The organism is Microbacterium altimontanum (genome assembly GCF_058349865.2).
Genome location: NZ_JBYRJB020000005.1, coordinates 1 through 24,037, shown reverse-complemented (window position 1 = coordinate 24,037; position 24,037 = coordinate 1). Strand labels below are relative to the sequence as shown.

General features: G+C 68.1%; 21 protein-coding genes. 13 read left to right on the top strand and 8 right to left on the bottom strand.

Annotated features, from left to right (window positions below; all coding sequences use genetic code 11):
• Positions 1-243 precede the first annotated feature (243 nt).
• A complete protein-coding gene (gene cds1, locus AC3RX1_RS09700; RefSeq protein ID WP_491501033.1) occupies positions 244-1,332 on the bottom strand; it encodes an L-cysteine desulfhydrase Cds1 in 1,089 nt (362 codons plus the stop codon).
• A 201-nt stretch (positions 1,333-1,533) separates the two neighbouring features.
• Between cds1 and AC3RX1_RS09695 the strand changes: the two genes are divergently transcribed.
• The 4 genes from AC3RX1_RS09695 (at position 1,534) to AC3RX1_RS09680 (ending at position 5,642) form a co-directional block, all read left to right on the top strand.
• A complete protein-coding gene (locus AC3RX1_RS09695) occupies positions 1,534-2,430 on the top strand; it encodes a carbohydrate ABC transporter permease (protein ID WP_491501032.1) in 897 nt (298 codons plus the stop codon).
• A complete protein-coding gene (locus AC3RX1_RS09690; protein WP_491501031.1) occupies positions 2,430-3,371 on the top strand; it encodes a carbohydrate ABC transporter permease in 942 nt (313 codons plus the stop codon). The genes AC3RX1_RS09695 and AC3RX1_RS09690 overlap by 1 nt, the downstream gene beginning before the upstream one ends.
• Positions 3,372-3,408: 37 nt before the next feature.
• A complete protein-coding gene (locus tag AC3RX1_RS09685) occupies positions 3,409-4,782 on the top strand; it encodes an ABC transporter substrate-binding protein (RefSeq protein WP_491501030.1) in 1,374 nt (457 codons plus the stop codon).
• A gap of 209 nt (positions 4,783-4,991) precedes the next feature.
• Positions 4,992-5,642, top strand: a complete 651-nt coding sequence (locus tag AC3RX1_RS09680) for a TMEM175 family protein (RefSeq protein WP_491501029.1) — start codon at positions 4,992-4,994, stop codon at positions 5,640-5,642.
• A gap of 3 nt (positions 5,643-5,645) precedes the next feature.
• On the opposite strand, the gene AC3RX1_RS09675 is transcribed toward AC3RX1_RS09680, so the two are convergent.
• Both AC3RX1_RS09675 and AC3RX1_RS09670 read right to left on the bottom strand, forming a co-directional pair.
• Positions 5,646-6,797 (bottom strand): hypothetical protein, encoded by a 1,152-nt coding sequence (locus tag AC3RX1_RS09675; protein WP_491501028.1) that lies wholly within the window; start codon positions 6,795-6,797, stop codon positions 5,646-5,648.
• The gene (locus tag AC3RX1_RS09670) at positions 6,794-7,777 is read right to left on the bottom strand and encodes a hypothetical protein (protein WP_491501027.1); all 984 of its coding nucleotides are present in this window, start codon (positions 7,775-7,777) and stop codon (positions 6,794-6,796) included. Before AC3RX1_RS09670 ends, AC3RX1_RS09675 begins: the two co-directional genes overlap by 4 nt.
• Positions 7,778-7,877: 100 nt before the next feature.
• Here AC3RX1_RS09670 and AC3RX1_RS09665 point away from each other — a divergent pair, with 100 nt between their 5' ends.
• The 5 genes from AC3RX1_RS09665 (at position 7,878) to rplI (ending at position 10,650) form a co-directional block, all read left to right on the top strand.
• Positions 7,878-8,807, top strand: coding sequence for a cation diffusion facilitator family transporter (locus tag AC3RX1_RS09665; RefSeq protein WP_491501026.1), 930 nt, complete (start codon positions 7,878-7,880; stop codon positions 8,805-8,807).
• A 103-nt stretch (positions 8,808-8,910) separates the two neighbouring features.
• Positions 8,911-9,279: a 30S ribosomal protein S6 gene (gene rpsF / locus AC3RX1_RS09660; protein WP_491501025.1), complete on the top strand. Its 369-nt coding sequence runs from the start codon at positions 8,911-8,913 to the stop codon at positions 9,277-9,279.
• 5 nt (positions 9,280-9,284) lie between these two features.
• On the top strand, positions 9,285-9,773 hold the full coding sequence (locus AC3RX1_RS09655) for a single-stranded DNA-binding protein (RefSeq protein WP_491501024.1): 489 nt from the start codon (positions 9,285-9,287) through the stop codon (positions 9,771-9,773).
• Positions 9,774-9,931: 158 nt separating this feature from the next.
• The gene (gene rpsR / locus AC3RX1_RS09650; RefSeq protein ID WP_029146075.1) at positions 9,932-10,186 is read left to right on the top strand and encodes a 30S ribosomal protein S18; all 255 of its coding nucleotides are present in this window, start codon (positions 9,932-9,934) and stop codon (positions 10,184-10,186) included.
• Between the two features lie 11 nt (positions 10,187-10,197).
• On the top strand, positions 10,198-10,650 hold the full coding sequence (gene rplI, locus AC3RX1_RS09645; RefSeq protein WP_491501023.1) for a 50S ribosomal protein L9: 453 nt from the start codon (positions 10,198-10,200) through the stop codon (positions 10,648-10,650).
• Between the two features lie 291 nt (positions 10,651-10,941).
• On the opposite strand, the gene AC3RX1_RS09640 is transcribed toward rplI, so the two are convergent.
• A complete protein-coding gene (locus AC3RX1_RS09640) occupies positions 10,942-12,570 on the bottom strand; it encodes a MinD/ParA family ATP-binding protein (RefSeq protein ID WP_491501022.1) in 1,629 nt (542 codons plus the stop codon).
• Between the two features lie 286 nt (positions 12,571-12,856).
• Here AC3RX1_RS09640 and AC3RX1_RS09635 point away from each other — a divergent pair, with 286 nt between their 5' ends.
• Positions 12,857-13,219 carry a hypothetical protein gene (locus tag AC3RX1_RS09635; RefSeq protein ID WP_491501021.1) on the top strand — a complete coding sequence of 121 codons (363 nt, stop codon included), beginning with the start codon at positions 12,857-12,859 and terminating at the stop codon, positions 13,217-13,219.
• A 121-nt stretch (positions 13,220-13,340) separates the two neighbouring features.
• Here the strand turns inward: AC3RX1_RS09635 and AC3RX1_RS09630 are convergent, their stop codons facing one another.
• A complete protein-coding gene (locus AC3RX1_RS09630) occupies positions 13,341-15,224 on the bottom strand; it encodes a beta strand repeat-containing protein (protein WP_491501020.1) in 1,884 nt (627 codons plus the stop codon).
• Positions 15,225-15,310: 86 nt separating this feature from the next.
• A complete protein-coding gene (locus AC3RX1_RS09625; protein ID WP_491501019.1) occupies positions 15,311-16,417 on the bottom strand; it encodes a hypothetical protein in 1,107 nt (368 codons plus the stop codon).
• 434 nt (positions 16,418-16,851) lie between these two features.
• Here AC3RX1_RS09625 and dnaB point away from each other — a divergent pair, with 434 nt between their 5' ends.
• Positions 16,852-19,527, top strand: coding sequence for a replicative DNA helicase (dnaB, locus tag AC3RX1_RS09620; protein WP_491501018.1), 2,676 nt, complete (start codon positions 16,852-16,854; stop codon positions 19,525-19,527).
• A gap of 542 nt (positions 19,528-20,069) precedes the next feature.
• Here dnaB and AC3RX1_RS09615 read toward each other — a convergent pair.
• Both AC3RX1_RS09615 and AC3RX1_RS09610 read right to left on the bottom strand, forming a co-directional pair.
• The gene (locus AC3RX1_RS09615) at positions 20,070-21,161 is read right to left on the bottom strand and encodes a HigA family addiction module antitoxin (protein WP_491501017.1); all 1,092 of its coding nucleotides are present in this window, start codon (positions 21,159-21,161) and stop codon (positions 20,070-20,072) included.
• 11 nt (positions 21,162-21,172) lie between these two features.
• Entirely contained in the window at positions 21,173-21,394 is a 222-nt protein-coding gene (locus AC3RX1_RS09610) for a hypothetical protein (protein WP_491501016.1), read from the bottom strand.
• A gap of 231 nt (positions 21,395-21,625) precedes the next feature.
• Between AC3RX1_RS09610 and AC3RX1_RS09605 the strand changes: the two genes are divergently transcribed.
• Both AC3RX1_RS09605 and AC3RX1_RS09600 read left to right on the top strand, forming a co-directional pair.
• Positions 21,626-21,892 (top strand): hypothetical protein, encoded by a 267-nt coding sequence (locus AC3RX1_RS09605; protein ID WP_491501015.1) that lies wholly within the window; start codon positions 21,626-21,628, stop codon positions 21,890-21,892.
• 358 nt (positions 21,893-22,250) lie between these two features.
• Positions 22,251-23,732 (top strand): ThiF family adenylyltransferase, encoded by a 1,482-nt coding sequence (locus AC3RX1_RS09600; RefSeq protein ID WP_491501014.1) that lies wholly within the window; start codon positions 22,251-22,253, stop codon positions 23,730-23,732.
• The last annotated feature ends 305 nt before the right edge of the window (positions 23,733-24,037 follow it).

The following is a 24,037-nucleotide window of genomic DNA, read 5'->3' as shown; positions in this document are numbered from 1 at the left end:
CTCGACGCGTCCGTTCGCCCCCCGCTCCTTCGTCGAAATCGTACGATCTCGCCGAGCGCACATCATTCTGCACGCAGGATGATGTTCCTTCGGCGAAGTCGTACGACCTCGCGTCAGCTCTTCGCTTTCACATGAAGTCGCCGATCCCACATCAACCCGACGCCGGTTCGATGTGCAACGGGCGATTTCATGTGAAGTCGACGGAGGGGAGGCCGGGGCGCACACGCGCCGAACTGACGCGGGTCAGGCGGGGCGGGCGCCGGTCGCGATGAAGCGGTCGAGGGCGGCGGCAGGGCCGGCGATGTCGATGCCGCGCTCGGCCAGCCAGGCGTCGTTGCAGTAGGTGTTGCGGTAGCGGTCGGCCGAGTCGCACAGGAGCGTGACGACGCTGCCGGTCTCGCCCGCCGCCCGCATGTCGGCGATCAGGCCGAACGCCGCCCACAGATTCGTGCCGGTCGACGCGCCCGCCCGATACCCGGTGCGCGCCGCGATGAAGCGCATCGCGGCGATGGATGCGGCATCCGGAACCCGCACCATGTGGTCGACGATCTGCGGCAGGAAGCTCGGCTCCACGCGCGACCGGCCGATCCCCTCGATGCGGCTCGGCGCATCCGTCGTCACCGACAGGTCGCCCGTCGCCCACGCGTCGAGGAACGCGGAGTTCTCCGGATCGGCCACACACAGCTGGGTGGGATGCCGCTGATACCGCAGGTACCGGCCGATCGTCGCGCTCGTGCCACCGGTGCCCGCACCCACGACGATCCAGCGCGGAACGGGATGCCGCTCCTTGGCGAGCTGCTCGAAGATCGACTCCGCGATGTTGTTGTTGCCGCGCCAGTCCGTGGCCCGCTCCGCGAACGTGAACTGGTCGAGGTAGTGGCCCCCCGACTCGGCAGCGATGCGCGCCGCCTCGGTATACACGGTCGCGGGGTCGTCGACGAAGTGGCACCGCCCGCCGTAGAACTCGATGAGCGCGATCTTCTCCTGTGTCGTGGTCTTCGGGATGACCGCGACGAACGGCAGCCCGAGCATGCGCGCGAAGTACGCCTCCGACACCGCCGTCGAGCCGCTCGACGCCTCGACGATCGTCGTTCCCTCGACGATCCACCCGTTGCACAGGCCGTAGAGGAACAGCGAGCGCGCGAGGCGGTGCTTGAGGCTCCCGGTCGGATGCGTCGACTCGTCCTTGAGGTACAGCTCGATGCCCCACTCGGCGGGCAGCGGCACCGTGAGCAGGTGCGTGTCGGACGAGCGGTTCGCGTCTGCCTCGACGCGGCGCACCGCCTCGCTGACCCACTCGCGCGTCGCGCGGGCCTCCTGCAGATCGGGCATCGCCGGCTCCCTTCCGCCCGCGAGCCTAACCGACCTCACGTCGTGGCCCGCGTTCCGCGGGGTTCGCGGGGAGGAATAGCACAGAGAAGCGCTTCTGTCTGCCCCTTTCCCACAGTGCCCTCGCGGCTCTAGCGTCGGCGACGCCGGGACCCTATCCTCGGCCCTAGAAGCGGAAGCCGGAGAACCCGAGAGGGGACGCGGATGAATCAGCGCAGGCGCGAGGCCCTGACCGGGTACCTCTTCATCTCGCCCTGGATCATCGGGTTCCTCGTGTTCACCGCCGGCGCGATGATCTACAGCCTCTACATCTCCTTCACGAACTACAACCTCGCCAACGGACGCGCCACCCCGGCCGGCTTCTCGAACTACGCCGAGCTGTTCCAAGACCCCAAGGTCGCCCTCTCGCTCGGCAACACTCTGTTCTACGCCGTGCTGGCGGTGCCCGCCGAGATCCTCGTCGCCCTCGGCCTGGCGCTCGTGCTCGACCGCATCACGCGCGGCTCCGGGTTCTTCCGCACCGTGTACTACCTGCCGAAGATGACGCCGGCGGTGGCCACCGCATCCGTCTTCTTCCTGCTGCTGAACGGCAACTCCGGCGCGGTGAACGAGTTCCTCAGGCTGTTCGGCATCCAGGGTCCGCAGTGGCTCGTCGACCCGGCGTGGGTCAAGCCCAGCATCGTGCTCATGACACTGTGGACCGTCGGCGGAACGATGGTGATCTTCCTCGCCGCGCTGAAGAACGTCGGCGCCGAGCTGTACGAGGTGGCCTCCCTCGACGGCGCCGGGCCCATCCGCAAGTTCTTCTCGATCACCCTGCCGATGATTTCCGGCGCGATGTTCTTCAACGTCATCGTGCTGTCGATCGCGGCGTTCCAGGTGTTCGACCAGGCGTACGTGCTGTTCTGGCGCGACCAGACGAACAGCTCGCCCGACTCGTCGCTGTTCTACGCGATCTACCTCTTCCAGCAGGCGTTCCGCCAGTTCGACTTCGGGTTCGCTGCGGCGATGGCGTGGCTGCTGTTCGTCATCATCCTGATCATCTCGCTCATCCAGACGAAGGTCGGGAATCGGTTCGTCTACTACGAGGGGAGCCGGTGATGGCCGTCACGCAGCAGACGATCGGAGTCGCAGCACCCGCCGAGGCCGAAGCGGCGGTGCTGGCCGCTCCGCAGCGCAGGGTGCGACGGATCTGGCGACCGCAGACGTTCCTCGGGCGCTTCATCCTCATCGTCGTGGCGCTCGCGGTCACGTGCCTGTTCCTGTATCCGTTCGTGTGGCTCATCGCGGCGAGCCTCAAGCCCCGCGGCGAGGTGTTCGACAACCGGCTCATCCCGAAGACGTTCCAGCCGCAGAACTACGTCGAGGTGTGGAATCAGCTGCCGCTGATGAGCTGGCTGTTCAACAGCATCTCGATCGCGCTGCTCGCCGCCGTCGCCGTCGCCGTCTCGAGCTCGATCGTCGCGTTCGGGTTCGCGCGGTTCCGCTTCCCCGGCCGGCAGGTGCTGTTCGGGCTCGTGCTCGCCACGATGATGCTGCCGGGCGCCGTCACGATGATCCCGATCTACCTCATCTGGAAGGACCTCGGGATGCTCGGCACCTGGGTCCCGCTGTGGGGGATGAACCTGTTCGGATCGGCGTTCTACATCTTCCTGCAGCGGCAGTTCTTCCTGGGGTTGCCGAGCGACCTGTTCGATGCGGCGAAGCTCGACGGCGCGGGAGCGTGGGCGCAGTTCTGGCGCATCGCGATGCCGCTGTCGATTCCCTCGTTCATCATCGTGTTCCTGTTCGAGTTCCAGGCCAGCTGGAACAACCTGCAGGCCGCCCTCATCTACCTGAACGCGGGGTCGCCGTCCGACTTCACGGCGCCGCTGGGCATCGCGTACGCGATGACGAAGTACAGCCCCACCGCGGGCGGGCACGGCGACTACCAGTACGTCATGGTGGCGGCCCTGCTGGTGACCTTGCCGATGCTGATCCTGTTCGCCTTCGGCCAGCGGTACTTCGTGCAGGGCATCGCGACGACCGGAACAAAGGGTTAGCACAAGCCCGGCGCCGCCGGGAGAAACGGAGAACGACATGCGCAAGCGCATCACCGCCGTCGCCGCCATCGGCGTCGGCCTGCTCGCTCTCACCGCCTGCGGTTCGGGCGGAGGAGGCGGGGGCGGGGGCAACGACAACGGGACCGACTTCAGCGCGAAGCCCGCAGGGACCCTCAAGGCGTGGGCCTTCGACAACGCCGACGACGTGGGCAAGGCCCGCCTCGACTACGCCGCCGGTCAGCTCAAGGGCGTGACGGTCGACCTCGACGCGACATCCTTCGACGCCCAGAAGTTCACCACGCGGATGGCCTCCGGCAACGTGCCCGACGTCGTGCAGATGGACCGGCAGTTCGTTCCGCAGTACGCGGCGCAGGGGCTCATCGAGCCGCTCGACGCGTGCTTCGACGCCCAGAAGGTCGACCCCTCCAAGCGGTGGTACCAGTCGGTCGTCGACGATGTGAAGTACGACGGCAAGACCTGGGCCGTGCCGCAGTTCTACCAGCCGCCGGCGATCATCGTGAACATGAAGGTGCTGGATGCCGCGGGTGTCACGCCCGATCAGATCGACACGTCGAAGCCCGACGTGCTGCTCGCCGCGATCGGCAAGATGTACAAGTCGTCGGGCGGCAACCCCACCACCCTCGGGTTCGACCCCGTCGCCACTGGGCAGCCGCAGCTGTGGGTGCTCAGCCAGGGCGGCACGCTCGCCGATGACACGGGCAAGCCGACGCTCGACGACGCGAGCAACGTCGCCGGCGTCGAACTGCTCAAGAAGATCGTCGACGCGCAGGGCGGATTCGCGAAGGTGAAGAGCTTCACCGACTCGTTCGACACGTTCGGGGACAACAACCAATTCGTGAAGAACCAGGTCGGTGCGCAGGTCAACGCCCAGTGGTACCCGAACGTGCTCGCGCCGTACATGGACAAGATCGACATCCGGGCGGTGCCGTTCCGCGGCTCCGACGGCAAGCCGTTCTCGGCGGCCGGCGGCTCGGCGTTCGTCATCCCCACGGGGGCGAAGAACCCGTCGGCGGCGTGCGCGTGGATGAACGCGCTCACCTCGCCGGAGGCGTGGATGGCAGCGGGCGAGGCCCGGGCCCAGACCCGGGAGAAGGACGGCGGCGTGAACACCGGCCTGTTCACCGGCTCGCCCGAGTCTGACAAGGCGATCCGCGACAAGTGGGTGAAGCCCTCCGGCAACAAGGACTTCGACCAGGTGATCAGCACCTACTACGACGTCGTCGACTACGGCACGACGTTCGGGTCGTCGCCGGCCGGGCAGACCATCAACACCGAGCTGACGAACGCCGTCACGCAGGCGCTGCTGGGACAGAAGTCGGCCGACCAGGCGCTGAAGGACGCCCAGGCCGCCGCGATGCGCGCCTACGACAAGGCGACCGCCGGCAAGTGACCGGAGGCGGCCCTTCGACTCGGGGCTGCGCCCCTCGCTCAGGGACCTGACACTCTCGGGTCCCTGAGCGACGCAGCCCCGGACACCGTCAGGTCCCTGGGCGCCCTTCGACTCGTCGCTGCGCTCCTCGCTCAGGAACCGCGAAGCGAGTCGAGGGGCCCGGCCGCGCCGCACCTCCGCGCGGCGGCCGGTGTCGATAGCATCGCACCGTGACGAACGACGACGCCCGGCTGCGGATCTTCGGCGCCGAGCGCGCCAAGGCGTTCATCGACGCCGTCGTCGCGATCGCGATGACCCTGCTCATCCTGCCGCTGATGGACAGCGTCGGCGACGCCGGCACGGCACAGGAAGGCACGTGGGCCTGGATCGACGATCACCAGTGGCAGCTCATCAGCTTCGTCATCAGCTTCGCCGTGATCGCGAGCTTCTGGGTCAACCAGCATCACCTTTTCTCACGCGTCGAGCGCGTCTCGAATGCATTGCTCTGGGTCTGCATCGCGTGGCTTCTCACGATCGTATGGATGCCGGTCGCGACCGCGCTGACGGCGGTGATGTCGAACGACGAGGCGCTCGTGAAGGTCGTCTACATCGGCACGATGATCGCGACGAGCCTGCTCGCCCTGCTCCAGCGGGTCGTGCTGCACCGCGACCCGACACTGCACTCCATCGACGACACGATGCTGCGGCGCGGCATGGCCGTCGACATCGCGATGGCGATCCTGTTCGCCGCGTCGCTCGCGGTCGCGATCCTGCTTCCCGCTGTCAATTACTTCGCGCTGTTCCTGCTGTTCCTGACCGGCGTGCTGCAGCGCGGCATCGCCCGTCTCATGGGCGTCACGCGCCGCTCCACCGGCGGCTGAGGCTCACAGCCGCATCCAAGTGGAGAGCACGATCCAGGCGATCCCGAACAGCACGACGCCGACGATCGCCACCACCGATGTGCTGCGGCGCAGCCGGCGCCCCTCGGGAGCGACGCCCGGCGGAGGTGGAGGCCTGAGCAGGGCCGCTGGAGGGGCGAACGGATGCGCCGGCGCGGCGCTGACGGCTGTGGCGGACGGGGCGACGACCCCGGCGGAGGCGGCGGCCGACGCATCCGTCGTCAACCGGTCGTCGCGCCAGCGCGCCCACTGCGCGAGCTTGTCGAGGATCGCCCCGACCGTCGCGAACAGCCAGCGCCACGTCGCGGGATCGAGGGTCGACAGGTCGCGCTGGGCGTAGAGGAACAGCCAGTCGTCGACGATCTCGACATCGAGCGCCGCGGCGTGGTCGATGAACCGCGCCATGATGTCGGGCGTGAACAGGTACAGCGCATCCTGCTCGTAGCCCGCCGGGCAGAACAGAGAGAAGTGCCGATCGAAGTCGCCCTCGAGCGGCAGGCGCTGGGCCCGCGCGAACCGCTCCGGCAGGTTCGACCCGAACAGGCCGTTGTTGCTGGTGGCGTCGAGCACGATGTTCGGCAGCGGCACGTCCAGCTTGATCGCGACGTACCCCCAGCGGTGGGTCGCCTCGCTCTTGCCCGACCCGGTCTTGTACGTGTAGTTGCCGAACTCGACGAAGCGCGGCTGTCGGCCCCGCACGAGGTTCGAGGAGTGGCGGGAGTGGCCCTGCTGGAACACCATCCCGGGCAGCTGGGGATCCTTCACGCCGACGTCGTACGTCATGCCGTTCGCCCGCGCGAACTGATCCAGCCGGTAGGCGCGCACCGCACTGCCTGCCCCGAAGACGCTGCGGAGCACCGCGACGAGGCCGGCGACGATCGCCGCGAGGAACACGAGCGGCACGAGGAGGAACAGCACTCCCATGCCACCGCCGATGTGGACGCCCGCGCTGAAGAAGCCGGCGATGACCTGGGTTCCCACGCCGAGGAAGACGACTGCGAACAGCACGACGAAGACGCCGCCGATGATCTGCGTGGCCGTCGAGCCGGTGGGTCGCACGGTCTTCCAGAAGGCGCGCGCCGCGCGCTTGTCGACGGGCGCTGTGAGGGCGTCGAAGGATGCGGTGGCCTGGCTCATCGGTTCACCTCGTCGCCGTCGCAGCTGAGGTGCGCGTCGGCGGGGATCGCGGACGCCTCGAGACGCGGGTCCGCGACGATCGCGGCGACCAGCTCCTCGCTGCCGGCGACGATCGTCGAGTCCCAGTCGATCTCGCTCACCATGACCCAGGCGTGGTCGTCGGGCCAGACGAGGTTGGGCGATTCGGTGGGCGGCACCCACCCGTGCTTCTCGTAACCCGCCTGGTCGAACCAGGGGACCGACTGGCTCCAATGCGGATCGGTGAACTCCCGCGCACCACCGCGGAACAGGACGTAGTCGCGCCCCGGCAGGCTCAGACGCGACCCTCGAGAGATCTCGTCTGAAAGAACGCCCGGCTGCCAGGTGGGTTTTCGGAACACATCGTTGAACACGTCGCGGCCCGTGTGAGCGAGGAACTCAGCGTGGCGGGGCTCCGCATCGGCATCATCGCTGAGCGTGATGAACGTGCGTGACGGGCCGTACCCCATTCCACCGGTGAGCCCTCCCCAGCCCTCCCATACCGCTGCATAACCGGAGTTCGGCGTCGTCGTGTGAGTGGTGAGCACGCCGGCGAGTGCCGCGAGCGTCTCGGCGCCCAACTGCCCCTGCTGGGGGTCCGAGTACCGCCAGCCGTCCGCGTCACGCGCCGACCCGCCGCCGCCGTAGGGATCGTCCTTCCCGACCAGCCGCTGCCACTGTGCGAGCGGGTGCATCATCGTGCCGAAGGCCGTCGCCACCTCGCCCCAGCCGATCTGCTCGGTGTCGATCTCGGGGGGACGTGCCGAGAAGGCCTCCCAGCCATCGCGGTCGTCGTCGTGAGGCCATGTTCGGCCGACCGGCCGTTCGCGCATGGCCGGGTGGAACACCCGCGCGTAGGCGGCGAAGCCACGCGGCACGACGTCGTGCATCGTGTACCGCCAGGGGTCGTCGATGCGCTCACGCAGCCAGTCGCCGGCTGCGACATCCGCTGTCCACTCCATGGGCACAACCGTACCGGCCGCACCTCCTGTGACACGCGCCGTACCGAGTCTCACAACAGGCCGCCGCGCGCGTGCCCTCAGCCCGGCGTAGCCTGGCGGCGTGACGGTGATCATCGCGTTCCTCGCCAACGTCCTCGTCGCGATTGCGAAGACGGTCGCGGCGGTGCTGACGACGTCGGCCTCGATGGTCGCAGAGGCGGCGCACTCGTGGGCCGACGCCGGCAACGAGGTCTTCCTGCTCATCGCCGACCGCCGCGGGGCGCGACCGAAGGACGAGCGGCATCCGCTCGGCTACGGCCGCAGCGCTTTCGTCTGGTCGATGATCGCCGCGTTCGGCATCTTCACCGCCGGCGCGATCGTGTCGATCATGCACGGCGTGCAAGAGCTCACGGCGGCCGAGCCGGTCGAGGATCCTGCGATCGCGTACATCGTCCTCGGCGTCGCTTTCATCCTCGAGGGCCTCTCGTTCATCCAGGCGTTCACCCGGTCGCGCCGCCTCGCACGCGAGCGCGGAGCGTCGACGTGGGACTTCGTGCTCGACACGAGCGACACGACCCTGCGGGCGGTGTTCTTCGAGGACGGGGCCGCCCTCATCGGCCTCGTCATCGCGGCGGGTTCGATCGGGGTGCATCAGCTCACGGGCGACGCCGTGTGGGATGCCGTCGGGTCCATCCTGGTCGGGCTCCTGCTCGGGATCGTCGCGGTGATGCTCATCCAGCGGAACATGCGCTTCCTCGTCGGCACGACGGTGTCGTCCCGCGTCCGCGCGCGGGCGGGCGCCGCGCTGCTCAGCATGCCCGAGATCGAGCGCCTCACCTACCTGCACCTGGAGTACGTCGGCCCGAACCGGCTGTTCGTCGTCGCCGAGGTCGATCTCGCCGGCGACGCCCGCGAGCACGACGTCGCCCTGCGGCTGCGCGAGATCGAGCGCGACCTGGAGAAGCAGGACATCGTGGAGACCGCGGTGCTCTCGCTCTCGGTCGCCGATGAGCCGTCGCTGCAGTTCGACCAGGATGGCGGCATCCGATAGACTGTCAAGGTTGTCTGGCGTGCACGCATGCCGGATGACGTGCACCACACCCTCCTGCTCACGGGAGATACCCGCGAGCCGCTAGTCCGAAGGAGGTGGGTAAGTGACGCACCAGTACGAACTCATGGTCATCCTGAACCCTGAGATCGATGAGCGCCAGGTCGCAACGCACCTGGACAAGTTCCTCAAGGTCATCACCGACGCTGAGGGAACGATCGAGAACGTGGACATCTGGGGCCGTCGCCGTCTGGCGTACGAGATCCAGAAGAAGACCGAGGGCATATACGCCGTCGTCGACTTCACCGCCACGAGCGAGGCGACGCAGGAGCTCGACCGTCAGCTCAAGCTGAACGAGCTGATCATGCGCACCAAGATCCTGCGCGCCGAAGAGGCCATCGCTCAGGTGGCCGCCGAGAAGAAGCGCTCCGAGGCGAAGGCGGCCCGCAAGGCCGCTGCTCCGGCGAAGGCGTAACGACGATGGCCGGCGAAACGATCATCACCGTGGTGGGAAACCTCACGGCCGACCCGGAGCTGCGCTACACGCAGTCGGGTCTGCCCGTCGCGAACTTCACGATCGCATCGACGCCGCGCACGTTCGACCGCCAGGCGAACGAGTGGAAGGACGGCGAAGCACTGTTCCTCCGTGCCAGCGTGTGGCGCGAGTTCGCCGAGCACGTCGCCGGATCGCTGACCAAGGGCTCCCGCGTCATCGCGACCGGTCGCCTGAAGCAGCGCTCCTACCAGGACCGCGAGGGCAACAACCGCACCTCGATCGAGCTGGAGGTCGACGAGATCGGCCCCTCGCTGCGCTACGCGACCGCCCAGGTCACTCGCGCGGCCTCATCGGGCGGCGGAGCTCCGCGGCAGCAGCAGGTCTCGGAAGAGCCGTGGTCGACCCCCGGGTCGAACTCCGGCGCCGACGCCTGGGCGGCGCCCGGCAACTACGGCGACGACACGCCGTTCTGAGTCGGCTCGGGTCACGGTCGCGAAGCGACCTTGACGCGAGATCGACTCAAGGCTGAGCGAGCCCGCGCGAAGCGCGAGCGAGTCGAAGCCTCAAGCGAGCGAGTCTGCGCCAGGCCGAGGCATCCCTCACAAGAACTCATCTGATCTAAGGAAACAACATGGCTGGAAAGTCGAGCGGCGACCGCCGCAAGCCGCGGAAGGGCGCGAAGAACGCCGCTCCCGCGAAGTCGATCCGTGTCGGCGTCATTGACTACAAGGACGTCGCCACCCTTCGCAAGTTCATCTCGGAGCGCGGCAAGATCCGCGCCCGTCGTATCACCGGTGTCTCCGTGCAGGAGCAGCGCCTCATCGCCCGCGCGATCAAGAACGCGCGCGAGATGGCGCTCCTGCCCTACGCCGGCGCCGGCCGCTAAGGAGCACCGCAATGGCAAAGCTGATTCTCACGAATGAGGTCGCCGGGCTCGGAAGCGCCGGTGACGTGGTCGAGGTCAAGAACGGGTACGCCCGCAACTACCTCATCCCCCAGGGCTTCGCTGTGGCATGGAGCCGCGGTGGCGAGAAGCAGGTGGCGTCGATCCGCGCCGCCCGTGACGCCCGCGCGATCCACGACCACGAAGAGGCCGTGGCCCTCAAGGACGCCCTCGAGTCGAACAAGGTCAAGCTGACCGTCAAGGCCGGCGCCGAAGGCCGCTTGTTCGGTGCCGTCAAGACCGGCGACATCGCCGATGCGGTCAAGGCCGCGGGTCTGGGTGAGCTCGACAAGCGCAAGATCCACATCACCTCGCCGATCAAGGCCACCGGTGAGCACGAGGCGACCGTTCGTCTGCGCGACGAGCTGACCGCCGTGATCACGCTGCAGGTGGTCGCCGCCAAGTAAGGCAGCAACCGCCGCACGGGCCGTCGACCTCCGGGTCGGCGGCCCTTCGCGTCGGCATCGGGCGCCACTTTCCCGCTGATGCGGCACGTTCTTCCGGAGGGCGCCACTTTCCCGCTGATGCGGCAGGAAAACCGTGGCGCATCAGCGGAGAGGTGTAGCGCCCGGCTGCTCATGCGCCCGCGGTCACGCATCTGCGCCTGTATTCGGCGTCCGCGCCATCGATCGATGGGGCGGATGCCGCGACCTGGCGCGGTCATGGTGAAGACGGATGCGTCGGCGCCGACGCATCCGCTACAGGCCGCGCGCGATCGCCGCGGCGGCGGCGAGCCAGGCGCGCCGGGTGTCGGGACGCAGCGCCTCGTAGGTGATGATGCCGTCGACGAGCGCCGGATCGAAGGGGATCGTCACGACCTCCCGGGCGATCTCGCTGAACCCGTCGGCGACGTGGCGGATGTCGGCATCCGTCGCCTTCGAATCGGCCTGCGTGACGACGGCGACGGCGTTCTCGGCGAGCCGGGCCGACCGCTCATCCCGCTCGGCGAGGCCCTCGAGGAGCAGAGCGCCTGCCTCGGCGTGGTCGTCGCGGGTGGTCGTCGCGACCACGAGCTGGTCGGCGTGGTCGATCATCTGCAGCCACAGCGGGTCGGTCTCGTCGTTGCCGGAGTCGATGACGATGAGCCGGTAGTACTTCGCGGCGACGGAATGGATGCTCGACACGTCGGCGGCGGTGATCCGCTGCTCGCTGGCGAGCACGGCCGGCTTGGAGCGCAGCACGTCGAACTTGTCGGCGGTCTGGTGGTGGACGAAGCGCGCGAGATCCGCTGACTGCGCGCTCGTGCCGAGAAGCCGCCCGGTCTCGGGGAGGAGCTCGAGCAGTGTCGCATCGTGCGGGCCCTGCTCGGTACGCCAGCCCAGCGTGCCGCGGGTCTGGTTGTTGTCCCACGCGAGCACGCCGGCGCCGCCGTGCCGGGCGAAGACCGCAGCGAGGTTGATCGAGGTGGGCGTCTTGCCCGCGCCGCCCTTGCCGTTGACCACTGCGATCGTGCGCGGCCCCGGCCAATGCTGCGACACGGCGTGCAGGTCAGCGCGCTCGGCCCGCTCGCGGGCGCTCGGGGGCACGCGGATTCCCGCCCGGACCAGCGCGCCGCGCCAGCCCTTCGCAGCGGGACGTTCCTCCTGCTCGTGCTGGAGGAACGACGGGCGCTCGCGGCGGCGGAGCGGCTCGGCAGCCTCGGCCGAGGGGTGGATCTCGGTCCGGGGTCCGGCCGCGCCGGCCGGCACCCGAGTCTCAGCGGCGGGCGTACTCGCGGGGACCGGTGCGGCCGCCCCGCCCGCCGGAACCGGTGCCGGAGTCGGAGTCCCGGCCATCGGTGCCGGGGCTCGACCTGCGCCTCCCGGAACCGGAACCGGCGCCGGGGCCGCGCTCGCAGGTACCGGCGTCCGACCGGCGCCCGCCACACCCGGCGCGGGTGCAGAGGCTGCGGGCACCGGGCGACCGGGCGCGGGGACGTCACCGGCGTCCACCAGCGGCGTCGACACCGTCCCGGCCGCCGGCGCGGGCGACCCCGTCGCCGACTCCGGTTCGGGCGTCTCGGATGGCGCGGCCGGCCGGGCCGACGCATCCGCCTGCCCTGACGTTGCGGGCATCGGCTGCGGTACGCCGGGGATCGGCTGGGGCTGCTCCACCACCGTGACGGAGCCGTCTGCCGCGACCAGCAGCTGGACGGCCTCGTCGGGCTCGGTCACCGCGACGAGAACCGGAGATCCGAGCTGCGCCGCGTGGCGGCTCGCGCGGTGCACGATCTCGCGACGCGCGTCTTCACGGCGGGTCGTGCCGACCGTCTCGCTCTGGCCGTCGATCTCGAGCGTCGCGGAGCCGTCCGCGCGGATCGTGGCGGCGATTGTCGTGGCGTTCGGCATGTGCTGCTCCTCAGCGGATCGGGCGGGACCCGGCAGTCGAATGGATGGCGGCCCCAGCTCGCCTCGAAGACCCCCGCGAGTTCTGACAGTGCTGCATGGCACGCATCACCCACCCCCTTCCGCTCTTCCGGTGGAGCCCGGACGGCCCCGGCTCCACCGATCAGAAGCGGTCTCGTCCACAATGGAGCGATCTCCAGAATTTTAGTCTGACCAGACTGGATGATGAGTGCATGTCCGATGGCCCTGCAGAGGCGGCATACCGAGACCACCCAGATCCTTCGCCGGCGTGGCGGTCGTGCTGTGGGTCGCCATGCCGATCATCGCGATCTTCGGCTCCTACTGGCTCATCATCCAAGGGTTGAGCGTCGCGGGCTGCGAGGGCGACTGCCGTGAGGGCTTCATCTCCTTCGCGTATGCGGGGCTGCCGTGGGCGATCAGCGGCTCGTTCGTCGTCGCCGTGACATCCGCCATCGTTCTTGCGGCGTTGCGGCGGCGCGTCGTCTGGGCGCCGCTGGCCGGCACCGCGGTCCTCGTCGGATACCTGGTCGCCGCGCAAGTGGCCCTGCTGATCGGGTTCGCGCCGATGTGGGAACGGAATGCGCGCATCGAGGGTGCCCCTACGTCCCTTCTCAGCGAGCACGGCCCGTGAGACTCCGGGCACGACGGATGCCGCAGCCTGCGCCCTGTGCACAGGCTGCGGCACCTCGTACCGGCGCACTGGGGATGCACCGGGCGCGGTGTGCGGGCGCGCTGGGGACGCGCCCGTCGGATCACGCCGCGCGACGCCTCAGCATGGGAACCATGCCGAGGACGATGAGAACGGCGCCGACGAGCAGCGCCGCGTAGGGGAACGACCCGCCCGTCTCGGCGAGCTCACCGGTGACGGCTGCAGAGGCACTCCCGACAGCCGTGGCAGCGCCGATCACCGTGGCCGACGGGGTTTCGCCGTCGGTTGTCGTGGCACCGGGCTCGTCCGCACCCGGTGTGCCCGGGTCGGCGGTGCCGGGTGTGCCGGGGTCGGTGGTGCCCGGTGTGCCGGGCTCGTCCGGGCCGGGTGTGCCGGGGTCGGTGGTGCCGGGTGTGCCGGGATCGGTTGTGCCGGGGTCCGTCACGGCCGTGTCGCCGACGACCGACACCGCGTTGCCGGCGAGCGTGATGGGCGCCGACATCGGCAGGGCGATCTGCGAACCGCCGAGGAGGCCGGCCAGACGGCCGGTCCTGATCGCGCCGGAAGTGGACACGGGGGCTGTCGGCGCACCGGTTGCACCCGCGGTCCGGCTGTCGCCGACGACCGAGATGGCGTTGCCCGTGCCGGTGATCGGCGCGGTGACCGGAGCCGCCACCTGGGTGCCGCCCGCGATCGCATCGGTGCCGTCCGTCGTGGCCGGCACCGTACCGGTGGTACCAGGCATCGACGCCAGCGAGGCGGTGCTCTCGGCGGAGCTGACGCCCAGCAGGGAGATCGCGTTGCCACCGGCCGTGACCGGAGCCGTGACGGGCGCGACGACCTGGCTGCCGCTCAGGACGCCGTCGCTGCCACCGGTGGTGGTCTCGGGGGACGATGTCGCGGGAGCGGATGCGGCGGCACCTGTCGTGCCCGCCGACGAGCTGTCGCCGAGAACGGAGACGGCGTTGCCACCGAGCGTCACCGGAGCCCCGACGGGCGCCACGACCTGCGTGCCGCCGGCGACTGCATCAGTACCGTCGGTGGTCGTCGCGGCGTTGTCTGTCGTGCCGGTTTCGGCTGCCTCCGCTGTTCCTGTGGTGCTGGAGGTGCTGTCGCCGAGCAGCGAGATGGCGTTGCCGTCGACCGTCGCCGGAGCCGCGACTGGCGCGACGACTTGCGTGCCGCTGGCAATTGCGTCGCCGCCGTCGGTGGTCGCCGCCGGCGTACCGCTGTCGGTCGTCGCTCCGCTCTGGGTCGTCCCCGTCGATGCGACCCCCGTGGCACTGCTGTCGCCGAGCAGCGAGATGGCGTTGCCGCCGACCGTGATCGGAGCCGCGACGGGCGCGACGGCCTGGGTGCCGCTCAACACGCCGTCGACGCCCTCCGTGGTCGCACCTGTCGACGAGCCGCTCGGGGTGGCCGAGGCATCCGTCGTCTCAGCCGGCTTGTCGGACGTGCTGCCGCCGAGCGCCGACACGGCGTTGCCGGAGACCGTGATCGGCGCGCGCACCGGCGCGACGACCTGGCTGCCGCTCGCGGTCCCGTCTGAACCCGAGGTGGTGGCTGACGCCGACGACGGTGCAGGCACCGATGGGTCCGCGGACTCTGTGGGATTCGCGGACGTCGTCGTCGAATCGCCAACGGCCGCGACGGAGAGTCCCTCCACCGTGATCGGCACGTTCACCGTGACGACGGCCTGGGAGCCGGATGCGGCAGCATCGGTGCCCGACGTGGATGCGGCGGGCGCGGGTGCGGTCGCTGCGGGCTCTTCGGCGGAGCCCGATCCCGAACCGGTCGAGTTGCCGACGAGCGAGACAGCGTTGTCGGCGACCGTCACCGGTGCGTCGACCGAGATGAGCCCCTGGGTACCCGACAGCAGGCCGTCGTCCCCCGAGGTTTCGGCCGCATTGGCGACCGTGGCGCCGACGAGCGTGATGCCGCCGGCCAGAAGCGTGCCCAGCAGGGCGCGCTTGACGAACGTGTGCATGAGAGAGTCCTCCTCGGACGTGATCGGATGTCGACGCGCAGCGCGCGCCGGAACGTCTGCCGTGCGAAGGCACGGCCGAGTCCCGATCAGTCGGGGGAGACGTCAGTGGCGAAGAGGGGCGCCGGTGGCGTGGCGTCGTCGTCGGGTCGTCCTCGTCGCGCCCAGGCACGGTGCGCGAAGAAGAAACCGCCGACGAGCAGCGCGGCAGCAGCCGGGCCGGCCCCGGAGGATGCGGAGAACAATGCGCCCGACGGGGCGAGCACGCCGGGCGCGGTGCCGAGCGCAGGCGATGCGGTCCATGCCGGCGCGTGGGCGGATGCGGAGACGATGGACGCGGTGGCGCCGGCCAGAGCGGTGCGCGCGACGTCAGCGAATGCTTGCGCCAGCCACGCTTCGGTTTCGATGACCGTGGCGGCGGAGCTCGCCGGAGCAGGGCTGACAGCGGCCCTCTCGCCCGCTGTGGCGGTCGGAGCATCGCCGAGCGGAGCGCCGGTGCCCACCGGATCCGGAGAGGGGTACGCCTGCTCACCGGGCACAGAGTGCGTGCCGGGAGTGGGATCGGCCGGCCGGACCGGCAGTGTGATCGCGTCGACGGTGCCGCCCACGGCGGTGTGGACAGAGCGTGAGACGTCCGCGACGGCACCGGAGACGGTCGACGTGACGGCGCCGAGCGTGCCGTTCACATCGAGCGGCTTCACCACCGCCCCGACGACCGGCACCTCCTCCACACCCTTCACGACGGGAGCGACGGCGTGCGTCACCTGGGTGACGAGCGACGTGACCGGAGCGGTCGTCTTCTTCACCACCCCCTGACGAGCGGCCTTTTCGACCGGGCGGGTGACGGCGGCCGAGGCATCCGTCACCTTCTTCACGACATTCCGCGCGACGGGAAGTTTCGCGACCGCCTTCTCAGCGGTCTTCGTGGTGCCGGCGACCGCATGAGTGACCGACGTGACGGCATGGTCGACGGCATCGGTCGCCGTTGACACCACCGTGCCGGTGGAGTGCAGCACCGATCCGAGCACGTTCGTGGCCGAAGACTGCGCGGCACCTTCGTCGTCCGCTCGAGTGTCGGCGTGCGCGCCGTGCGCGCCCCAGCCGAGGACGACGACGAGCGCCATCCAGGCGAGCGCGAAGCCCACCCCTGCGGCGGCGAGCAACAGCGCTCGCCGGGCCCTTGACGGAATGTCCACACTCACCTCCCCCTGGAGTGGAACGTTCCGTGCACACGTGGTGCACGTTGTGAAGGCGCCTGGACTGCCGACCATACTCCGACCATCTCCACGTGTCCAGCGCTCACTCAGCTTCCGCGCGCTGAAGCGACATTCGGACTTGCGATCCGCCCAGCACTGTGCATAACTCCGGCCCGCTGCGCAACCTTAAACCGGCACTTCAATCAGAGTTCCATCCACAGGATGTGAAAATGAAAACACGAGGTGAGGCGCCTTAAAAAAGTTCAGGAGCCCGAATTACACAGGTGTTCTCCACAGGCTCTGTACACAGCTGTATCGGCGTTTTTCCCATGCTGTCCACACAGTTATCCACAGGGCGATTTGCAGCGTCCCAACCCGCTCCCTAGCGTGGGCTCTGGTCCATCCGGGGGACGACGCGCCCGTGCGTCAGGCGGATGTCGGAAGCCCGTGGTCTGCTCGGATCAGCGGGCCCCGCCGTCATCGTCTGCTCGCCCGTGAACCGTATCCCTGCGTGCCCGAAGCAACCTGAGGAGGACGACGTCGTGTCGATCACCGACATCTCCGAAGAGCGGATGGGCGCGCCCCGTGAGCACGAGCGCACCCCGCCGCACGATGTGCTGGCCGAGCAGAGCGCCCTCGGGGGCATGCTGCTGTCGAAGGATGCCGTCGCCGACGTGATCGAGAGTCTGCGCGGCGCCGACTTCTACGTGCCGAAGCACGAGCTCATCTTCGAGGCGATCCTCAATCTCTACTCGCATGGTGAGCCGACCGATGTCATCACCGTCACGGACGAGCTGATCAAGACCGGCGACCTGCAGCGGGCCGGCGGAGCCGACTACCTGCACACCCTCACGTCGATCGTGCCGACCGCCGCGAACGCGGGGTATTACGCCTCGATCGTGTCGGAGCGCGCGCTGCTCCGTCGCCTCGTAGAGGCCGGCACCCGCATCGTGCAGATGGGCTACTCGGGTCAGGGCGAGGCGCTCGACCTGGTGAACAACGCGCAGGCGGAGATCTACGGCGTCACCGGCGCCGACGCCACCGAGGACTACGTGCCGCTGACGATCGCCGTCGACGCCGCCGTCGACGAGATCGAGGCGGCGCGTGGCCGCGACGGGCAGATGACCGGCATCCCGACCGGGTTCCGCGAGCTCGACGAGCTGACGAACGGTCTGCACGGCGGTCAGATGATCGTTGTCGCGGCGCGGCCCGCTATGGGCAAGGCGCTTGCGCTGGACACGCCTCTCCCGACGCCCACGGGGTGGACGACCATGGGCGACGTGCAGGTCGGCGACGATCTCTATGGCGCCGACGGTCGCCCGACCCGCGTCGTGGCAGCGACCGAGGTGATGGTGGATCGGCCTTGCTACGAGGTGGAGTTCTCGGACGGCTCGACGATCATCGCCGACGCACAGCATCAGTGGGTGACGGAGACGCGTGCCACCCGCCGGGGCTCTGGCGGTTCCGGAATCGTCACGACGGAGCAGATCCTCCAGACTCTCACCGTCGGCGCCGACGAGCGTGCCAATCACTCGGTGCGGAACGCGGCTCCCCTGCAGACACCGGAGGCCGATCTTCCCATTCCGCCCTACGTTCTCGGCGCCTGGCTCGGTGACGGCCACAATGCCGGTGCGCGGCTGACGAGTGAGAGCGCGGAGATTCCGTCCCTCATCGCGGGAGCGGGCATCCGCGCGGAAGCCCAAGGGAACATGCTGTACGCACTGAAGCTGCAGACCCGGCCGCTTCTCGTCCGCAACTGCGAGGTGTGCGGGACCGAGTTCACGGCACGCCATCCGCATGTCCGCACGTGCGGGCGCGTGTGCGGGCCGAAGAACAAGGGCGCCCACCCGGAACGGCTCACGTGTCCGGACTGCGGAGAGCGGTACTCCGGTGAGGCGCAGCGCTGCGCGCGGTGCCATCGTGAGCACGGATCCTTCACGGCGCTGCTTCGAACCCTCGGCGTGCTGGGCGACAAGCACGTACCGCTGTCGTACCTCCGCGCCTCGGAGAGCCAGCGCCGAAGTCTGCTCGCGGGGCTGATGGATACCGATGGCACGGTGGTCAGGGGCGTCGGCTCCTGCCAGTTCGCGGTGACGAACAAGCGTCTCGCCGATACCGTGTACGAGCTGATCGTCAGCCTGGGGTACCGGTGCGGACGGACGACGAAGCAGGTCGCGGGCCGGACGGATGCGTCGTCGACGTACTACACCCTCAACTTCTCGACGACCGACGATGTCTTCCGGCTCGAGCGCAAGCGCGTTCTGCACGCGCAGGAGCGTCCTTCGACCGCGGTGCGCATCGGCCGTCGGTACGTGAAGGCGGTCCGCCCGGTCGTCAGCGTGCCAGTGCGGTGCGTTCAGGTCGACAACGACGACCACCTGTATCTCGCCGGCGAGTCGATGATCCCGACGCACAACTCCACGCTCGCGCTCGACTTCGCGCGGGCCGCGGCGATCAAGCACAACATGCCGGCGATCTTCTTCTCGCTCGAGATGGGCCGCAGCGAGATCGCAATGCGCCTGCTGTCGGCCGAGGGCGCGATCCCGCTGCAGAACATGCGCAAGGGCACGCTTGACTCGCGCGACTGGACGACGGTGGCGGCGACCCGTGGGCGGATCAACGATGCGCCGCTCTACATCGACGACAGCCCCAACATGACACTCGTCGAGATCCGCGCGAAGTGCCGGCGGCTCAAGCAGCGGGTCGGGCTGAAGATGGTGGTCATCGACTACTTGCAGCTCATGTCGTCGGGCAAGAAGGTCGAATCGCGTCAGCAGGAGGTCAGCGAGTTCTCGCGTGCTCTGAAGCTCCTGGCGAAGGAGCTGCAGGTGCCGGTGGTGGCGCTGTCGCAGCTGAACCGTGGATCGGAGCAGCGGCAGGACAAGAAGCCGCAGGTGTCGGACCTGCGTGAATCGGGCTCGATCGAGCAGGATGCCGACATGGTGATCCTGCTGCACCGCGACTCGGTCTACGACAAGGACACCCGTCCCGGCGAGGCCGACCTCATCGTGGCGAAGCACCGCAACGGTCCGACCGCGACGATCGAGATCGCGTTCCAGGGCCACTTCTCGCGCTTCACCGACATGGCCCCGGTGGGCGACTTCCAGTAGGAGTGTAGGTTCCGCGTGAATTTGGCAAAATCCACCGCCAGATGGCAGTCACATGGCAGCACTGCCAACTAGCCTCAGCTACATCGGCGAATGGGTTGAGCAACGCGCTCGAAGACGAGGTGAGGACTTGGATGCCTGCTAATCGATCACTGCTTGAGAGAGTTGCTCGTGCGCTACTTCCTCAGGCGACAGAAATCTCCCATTTAGGAACTGGCGGCTTCGCCTGCACCTTCAAGATCGCAGACGACCGCGGCGTCGCTGCGCTCAAGATCATTGACCCAGGTCTCTCAGAGGGGTCTGCCCCGAGTCTTGTTGACAGTCGGGGTTTGGGGTGATCAGGCCGCTTCTGCGTCCTTGTAGATCATCTCAAACTCTATGGGGGTGAGTTTGCCGAGGCCGCGCTGCCGGCGTCGGCGGCCTGCGCGAGGTACTGCTGGAGCTCGGAGAGGGTGAGCCGTGCCGTCATCGGGTGGGTCCTTCGGGGGTCTTGCTGGTCATCGGGGTGACGTCGTGGCGGACGGCATGGAGGTGCAATCGATCTGTCAAACTACCGCCCACTTAGCGAGCTCATCAGTGACTGATGGTGCCCCCTTGACGAGCTGCGTGCGCCAATCGAGTTGACGATGGTGTTGAAGGAAGCCGACGACGACAATGTCGTGAACACCAAGCCGGTTCGCCTGTTCCGATACCCAGCTCTGGCGGATTGGGCGGGGAGGGGTGGGCAGTCCGCCGGGGACGGCCCAGTTCCCAGCAAGCTCGTTGGTCGCGCTTTCGTCGCCCAAGGTATGTGCGTCGCCGTCATCAATCAGGATCGTTCCGCCGGGACGCACATCGCCCCGGACGAGGTGTGCGAGTTCGTGCAGCAGCGTAAAGAGGACCTTATCGAGGCGCTTTCCTCGCCCGGAGATTGCGATCACGGGCTGCGTTGCGTCGTCGTCCAAGAGGAAGGTGGCGCCGTTCATCTTGCTGCCAGGGAACGCCTCGACGTAGACGAGCCGAACCCCAACATTGGCGAACAGGGTCGCGAGTTCAGCAAACGCCGAGACGTCCCGCAATGTGCGGGCGAGACCTTTCGCGCGCTCGGCGGCCGCATCAAGATCGAGCGGGGCGACGGTCATAGCGCGTGCCTGTCGACGAGCGACCGCAAGCCACGCCTTTTGGGTGGGGGTAAGCGGCATGTCAGGATTGGAACGTCGAGCAGCGGCAGCGAAGACGGGCTCTTCGTCGATGGAACTAATCTCGAAGAGCTCCCGGATCTCGAGCTCAAGCCCATCAAGACTGTCGGCGGTGAGGTAGCCGCGTTTGCGGAGCACGGCGATTGGCGCCAGCTGGTTCAGTTGGGCCCGTAGCCGCACATTGTGCAACTGCTTCTGGGTCTCGGTGTCCTGTGCTTGGCGGGACAGCAGGTATTGATTCTGCAGATTCAGCCAGAACTCCGGTGATGATCCGAGCGCCGCGGCGATCTGAGCGGCTGACTCGCGGGTGATCTCCTTCTTCCCCGAGATGATCTCGGAGACGAATTGAGTGGGGCGGCCGAGGATCTCGGCGAACTCGGTCTGAGACCAGTGTCGCGCCTCCAGCTCGTCCGCGAGAATCTCGCCGGGTGGAACCCGGTCGGCCAAGTGCTTTTCCATGGTGCTCCTCCTCACTGCTTTTCGACCGCTTCGATGATTGCGGTGGGTGTTCCATCCGGGTCCAGGTAGGAGATACGCAGCTGGTGCGCATCGTCGATCCGGAGTGTCGCGCCGCGCGTCCCGTTCACGACCGTGGGCCGAACACGCAGGCTCAGCAGCGCCTCAAGATCTTCAGGGCGGATCGCTGCATCGATCATCTGAAGAGCGCGCCGGAAGCGGCGCACGACGTGCATAGACCAGCCGCCTGCGGTGGAGTCGGCCTCATACGCGAGGCGTTCCAACGCATCGTCCCCGAACTCTAGTCGCAACGTGCATTCCGCTCTTCACCCCTGAACTGATACCGCCACCATAACCGATGTTGGTGGCGACCCTGGGATCTTCGTCCATCCATCTGCTAGTATCAGTGTATCACCCCTAAGGTGATGACGTGAATACGAGAAACGACTACCAGCAAGGAGCGTCTGATGACAACGCAGCAGGACCTCGCCGTGGCGGGTAACAAGAAGGGCCAGGAGATGAAGATCACGATCGACTCGACGCCGTACACGGTGAGCGACGACGACTGGGAAGCGGGCGCATTGCTGCTGCTCGCTGGCCTGGATCCGGCCGAGTATGACCTGGCGCAGATCAAGCGCAACGGCACGCTGAAGCGGTTCAAGGACCGCCAGATCGTGAAGGTCGAGAACGGTGACGAGTTCGAATCCGTGAAGCAGGAAGGGCCGGTCGCCTGATGGAGGCGCGGCTGCAGGGAGTACGGGGGTTCGTTGCCGGCCTCGCCGAATGGGGAGTCTCGGCGCGTGTGGTCGAGTCCTGGGTCGTGTTCCCCGTTCGGGCGCCAAGCGGACTGCGGGAGGGGGAGGTACTCGAAAGTGCGGTTGCAATGAACGAGCTGGGGTCTTGGCCGCTGATCCCGCCTCACTGGGTGCACTTCCCATCGTCGGTGATCCTCCCGCAGGTGCACCCCGATCAGAGGGATACGCAGCCGGGATGGACGCGACACTCACGCCAGATCGAACGGTGGGAGCGCGTGACCGAGCCCGGACGCGCGTGGCTCGGACACGTGCGGGCCACCCTGGCGGGAGCGTCTGGATGAGCGAGCGGCGCTACTCCGTCGCGATGCCGGCAGTGATCGCCGACGCACTCAGAGCGCATCTGGACCGACCGGATGGACAAGAGGACGTAGTCCTCGCGACCTACGCTCCATCGACGGGGCGGGAACGCACCACGGCTCTGCTGAAGCGCGTATTTCCGCCGCGGCCCGGAGAACGCCATGTGCACGGGAACGCCTCATTCACTTCCGACTATGTGATGCGGGTCACCGAGGAAGCCGCCGCCGCCGGGGAGGGACTGGTGCTGCTGCATTCCCACCCTCGCGGGACGGTGTGGCAATCGATGAGTAAGACTGACCGAGTGACCGAGTCAGGCTACGCGGGGCTCGGAAACACCGCGACCCGACTCCCGGTGATCGGGATGACTTGGGGAGGGGCCGGCAATGTATGGTCGGCACGGTTCTGGTTCTCGCGGACGCGAGTAGTCGACGTCGAGTCCGTGCGCGTGGCTGGGACGTCGTTCGCTCCCTCCTTCAATCCGCTGCTTCTCCCGGCACCACCCACAACATCCGCGCAGATTCGAACGGTGAGCGCATGGGGTCCGGTTGTGCAGGCAGACCTTGCCCGACTCCGCGTGCTGGTGGTGGGCACAGGCAGCGTGGGCCTGGACGTCGCACAGCGGCTCGCCGCGTCCGGGATACGCACCGTCGGGGTGATGGACTTCGACGCCGTAGAACACCGCAATCTCGACCGCATGATCGGTGCCCGCCGCCGGGACGCCAGCGACAAAGTCGCGAAGGTCGAGGTCGCGGCACGTCTGCTCCAGGCACAGGCGACCGCAGCCCAACCGGACGTCCGCCAGCACGAGATGTCGATCTGCGACCCGGATGGGCTGCTAGTCGCGCTGGACTACGACATCGTCTTCTCGTGCGTGGACAGACCCTGGCCACGAGCGGTGCTGAACCAGATCGCCTACACGGATCTCATTCCGGTCATCGACGGTGGCATCAACATCGAGGTCGCTGATGACGGGACCTTCTCTCGGGCGACCGCTCGTGCGCATACCCTCGTGCCGGGTGAGCCGTGCATGGTCTGCACGCGCCAACTGAAGCTAGCCCGAGTGACACTCGACCGCGAGGGGCTGCTTGACGACCCCGAGTATGTTCGCCGGTCCGGGATCGACGTGGAACGCGCTGGTCAGAACGTTGCGACGCTTTCCGCGATGGTCAGCGCACTTCTTCTGACCCAGCTCGTGAGTCTGACCGTAGCGCCGGGTGGCCGAGGCGTGCCCGGCCCACTCTGCTACCACTACGGACCGCAGATCCTCGAGCACCTCGATGATGCCTCCGCGCCGTCGTGCCTGTGGGAGGCGGCTCTCGCCGTAGGCGACGCGCGCGTTCCGATCGCGACGGGACATGCCCATGCTGAGGAGATGATCCGGCAGCGGCGGCGCGCGGCGCGCACACCAATCGGCCGACTCCGTGCGCTGCGACGGGGGCTCGCCGATCGCTGGGTCTACTGAGATCGCACGGCCGCTCCAGGTCGAGCTGGAGTCGACCCCGATCCCGCATCCAGCACCAATCGAACAGCTCATCCCGCTAACTTCTGACCAAACACACGTAACGAGGAGATACCGCCGTGGCGATCCCAGTAAACCTTCCATCCTTCACATGGCCGTCGAAGAAGGCAGCATTCGACGCCTTCAGGTTCCTCCACACCGGTGGTCCTTATGCTCCCTACGACCGCATCAGGTCAAGTCCCGAGTAGTGGTGTAGCGCGGTGTCCTTCGATCTGAGGGGTTATGCGCTGAGTTCGAGGACGGTGTCG

Bases quoted from the DNA above. Each gene is read 5' to 3' on its own strand.
- cds1 (WP_491501033.1), bottom strand. From the start codon at position 1,332: ATGCCCGATCTGCAGGAGGCCCGCGCGACGCGCGAGTGGGTCAGCGAG.
- AC3RX1_RS09695 (WP_491501032.1), top strand. From the start codon at position 1,534: ATGAATCAGCGCAGGCGCGAGGCCCTGACCGGGTACCTCTTCATCTCG.
- AC3RX1_RS09690 (WP_491501031.1), top strand. From the start codon at position 2,430: ATGGCCGTCACGCAGCAGACGATCGGAGTCGCAGCACCCGCCGAGGCC.
- AC3RX1_RS09685 (WP_491501030.1), top strand. From the start codon at position 3,409: ATGCGCAAGCGCATCACCGCCGTCGCCGCCATCGGCGTCGGCCTGCTC.
- AC3RX1_RS09675 (WP_491501028.1), bottom strand. From the start codon at position 6,797: ATGAGCCAGGCCACCGCATCCTTCGACGCCCTCACAGCGCCCGTCGAC.
- AC3RX1_RS09670 (WP_491501027.1), bottom strand. From the start codon at position 7,777: ATGGAGTGGACAGCGGATGTCGCAGCCGGCGACTGGCTGCGTGAGCGC.
- AC3RX1_RS09655 (WP_491501024.1), top strand. From the start codon at position 9,285: ATGGCCGGCGAAACGATCATCACCGTGGTGGGAAACCTCACGGCCGAC.
- rpsR (WP_029146075.1), top strand. From the start codon at position 9,932: ATGGCTGGAAAGTCGAGCGGCGACCGCCGCAAGCCGCGGAAGGGCGCG.
- rplI (WP_491501023.1), top strand. From the start codon at position 10,198: ATGGCAAAGCTGATTCTCACGAATGAGGTCGCCGGGCTCGGAAGCGCC.
- AC3RX1_RS09640 (WP_491501022.1), bottom strand. From the start codon at position 12,570: ATGCCGAACGCCACGACAATCGCCGCCACGATCCGCGCGGACGGCTCC.
- AC3RX1_RS09630 (WP_491501020.1), bottom strand. From the start codon at position 15,224: ATGCACACGTTCGTCAAGCGCGCCCTGCTGGGCACGCTTCTGGCCGGC.
- dnaB (WP_491501018.1), top strand. From the start codon at position 16,852: ATGTCGGAAGCCCGTGGTCTGCTCGGATCAGCGGGCCCCGCCGTCATC.
- AC3RX1_RS09615 (WP_491501017.1), bottom strand. From the start codon at position 21,161: ATGGAAAAGCACTTGGCCGACCGGGTTCCACCCGGCGAGATTCTCGCG.
- AC3RX1_RS09610 (WP_491501016.1), bottom strand. From the start codon at position 21,394: ATGCACGTCGTGCGCCGCTTCCGGCGCGCTCTTCAGATGATCGATGCA.
- AC3RX1_RS09605 (WP_491501015.1), top strand. From the start codon at position 21,626: ATGACAACGCAGCAGGACCTCGCCGTGGCGGGTAACAAGAAGGGCCAG.
- AC3RX1_RS09600 (WP_491501014.1), top strand. From the start codon at position 22,251: ATGAGCGAGCGGCGCTACTCCGTCGCGATGCCGGCAGTGATCGCCGAC.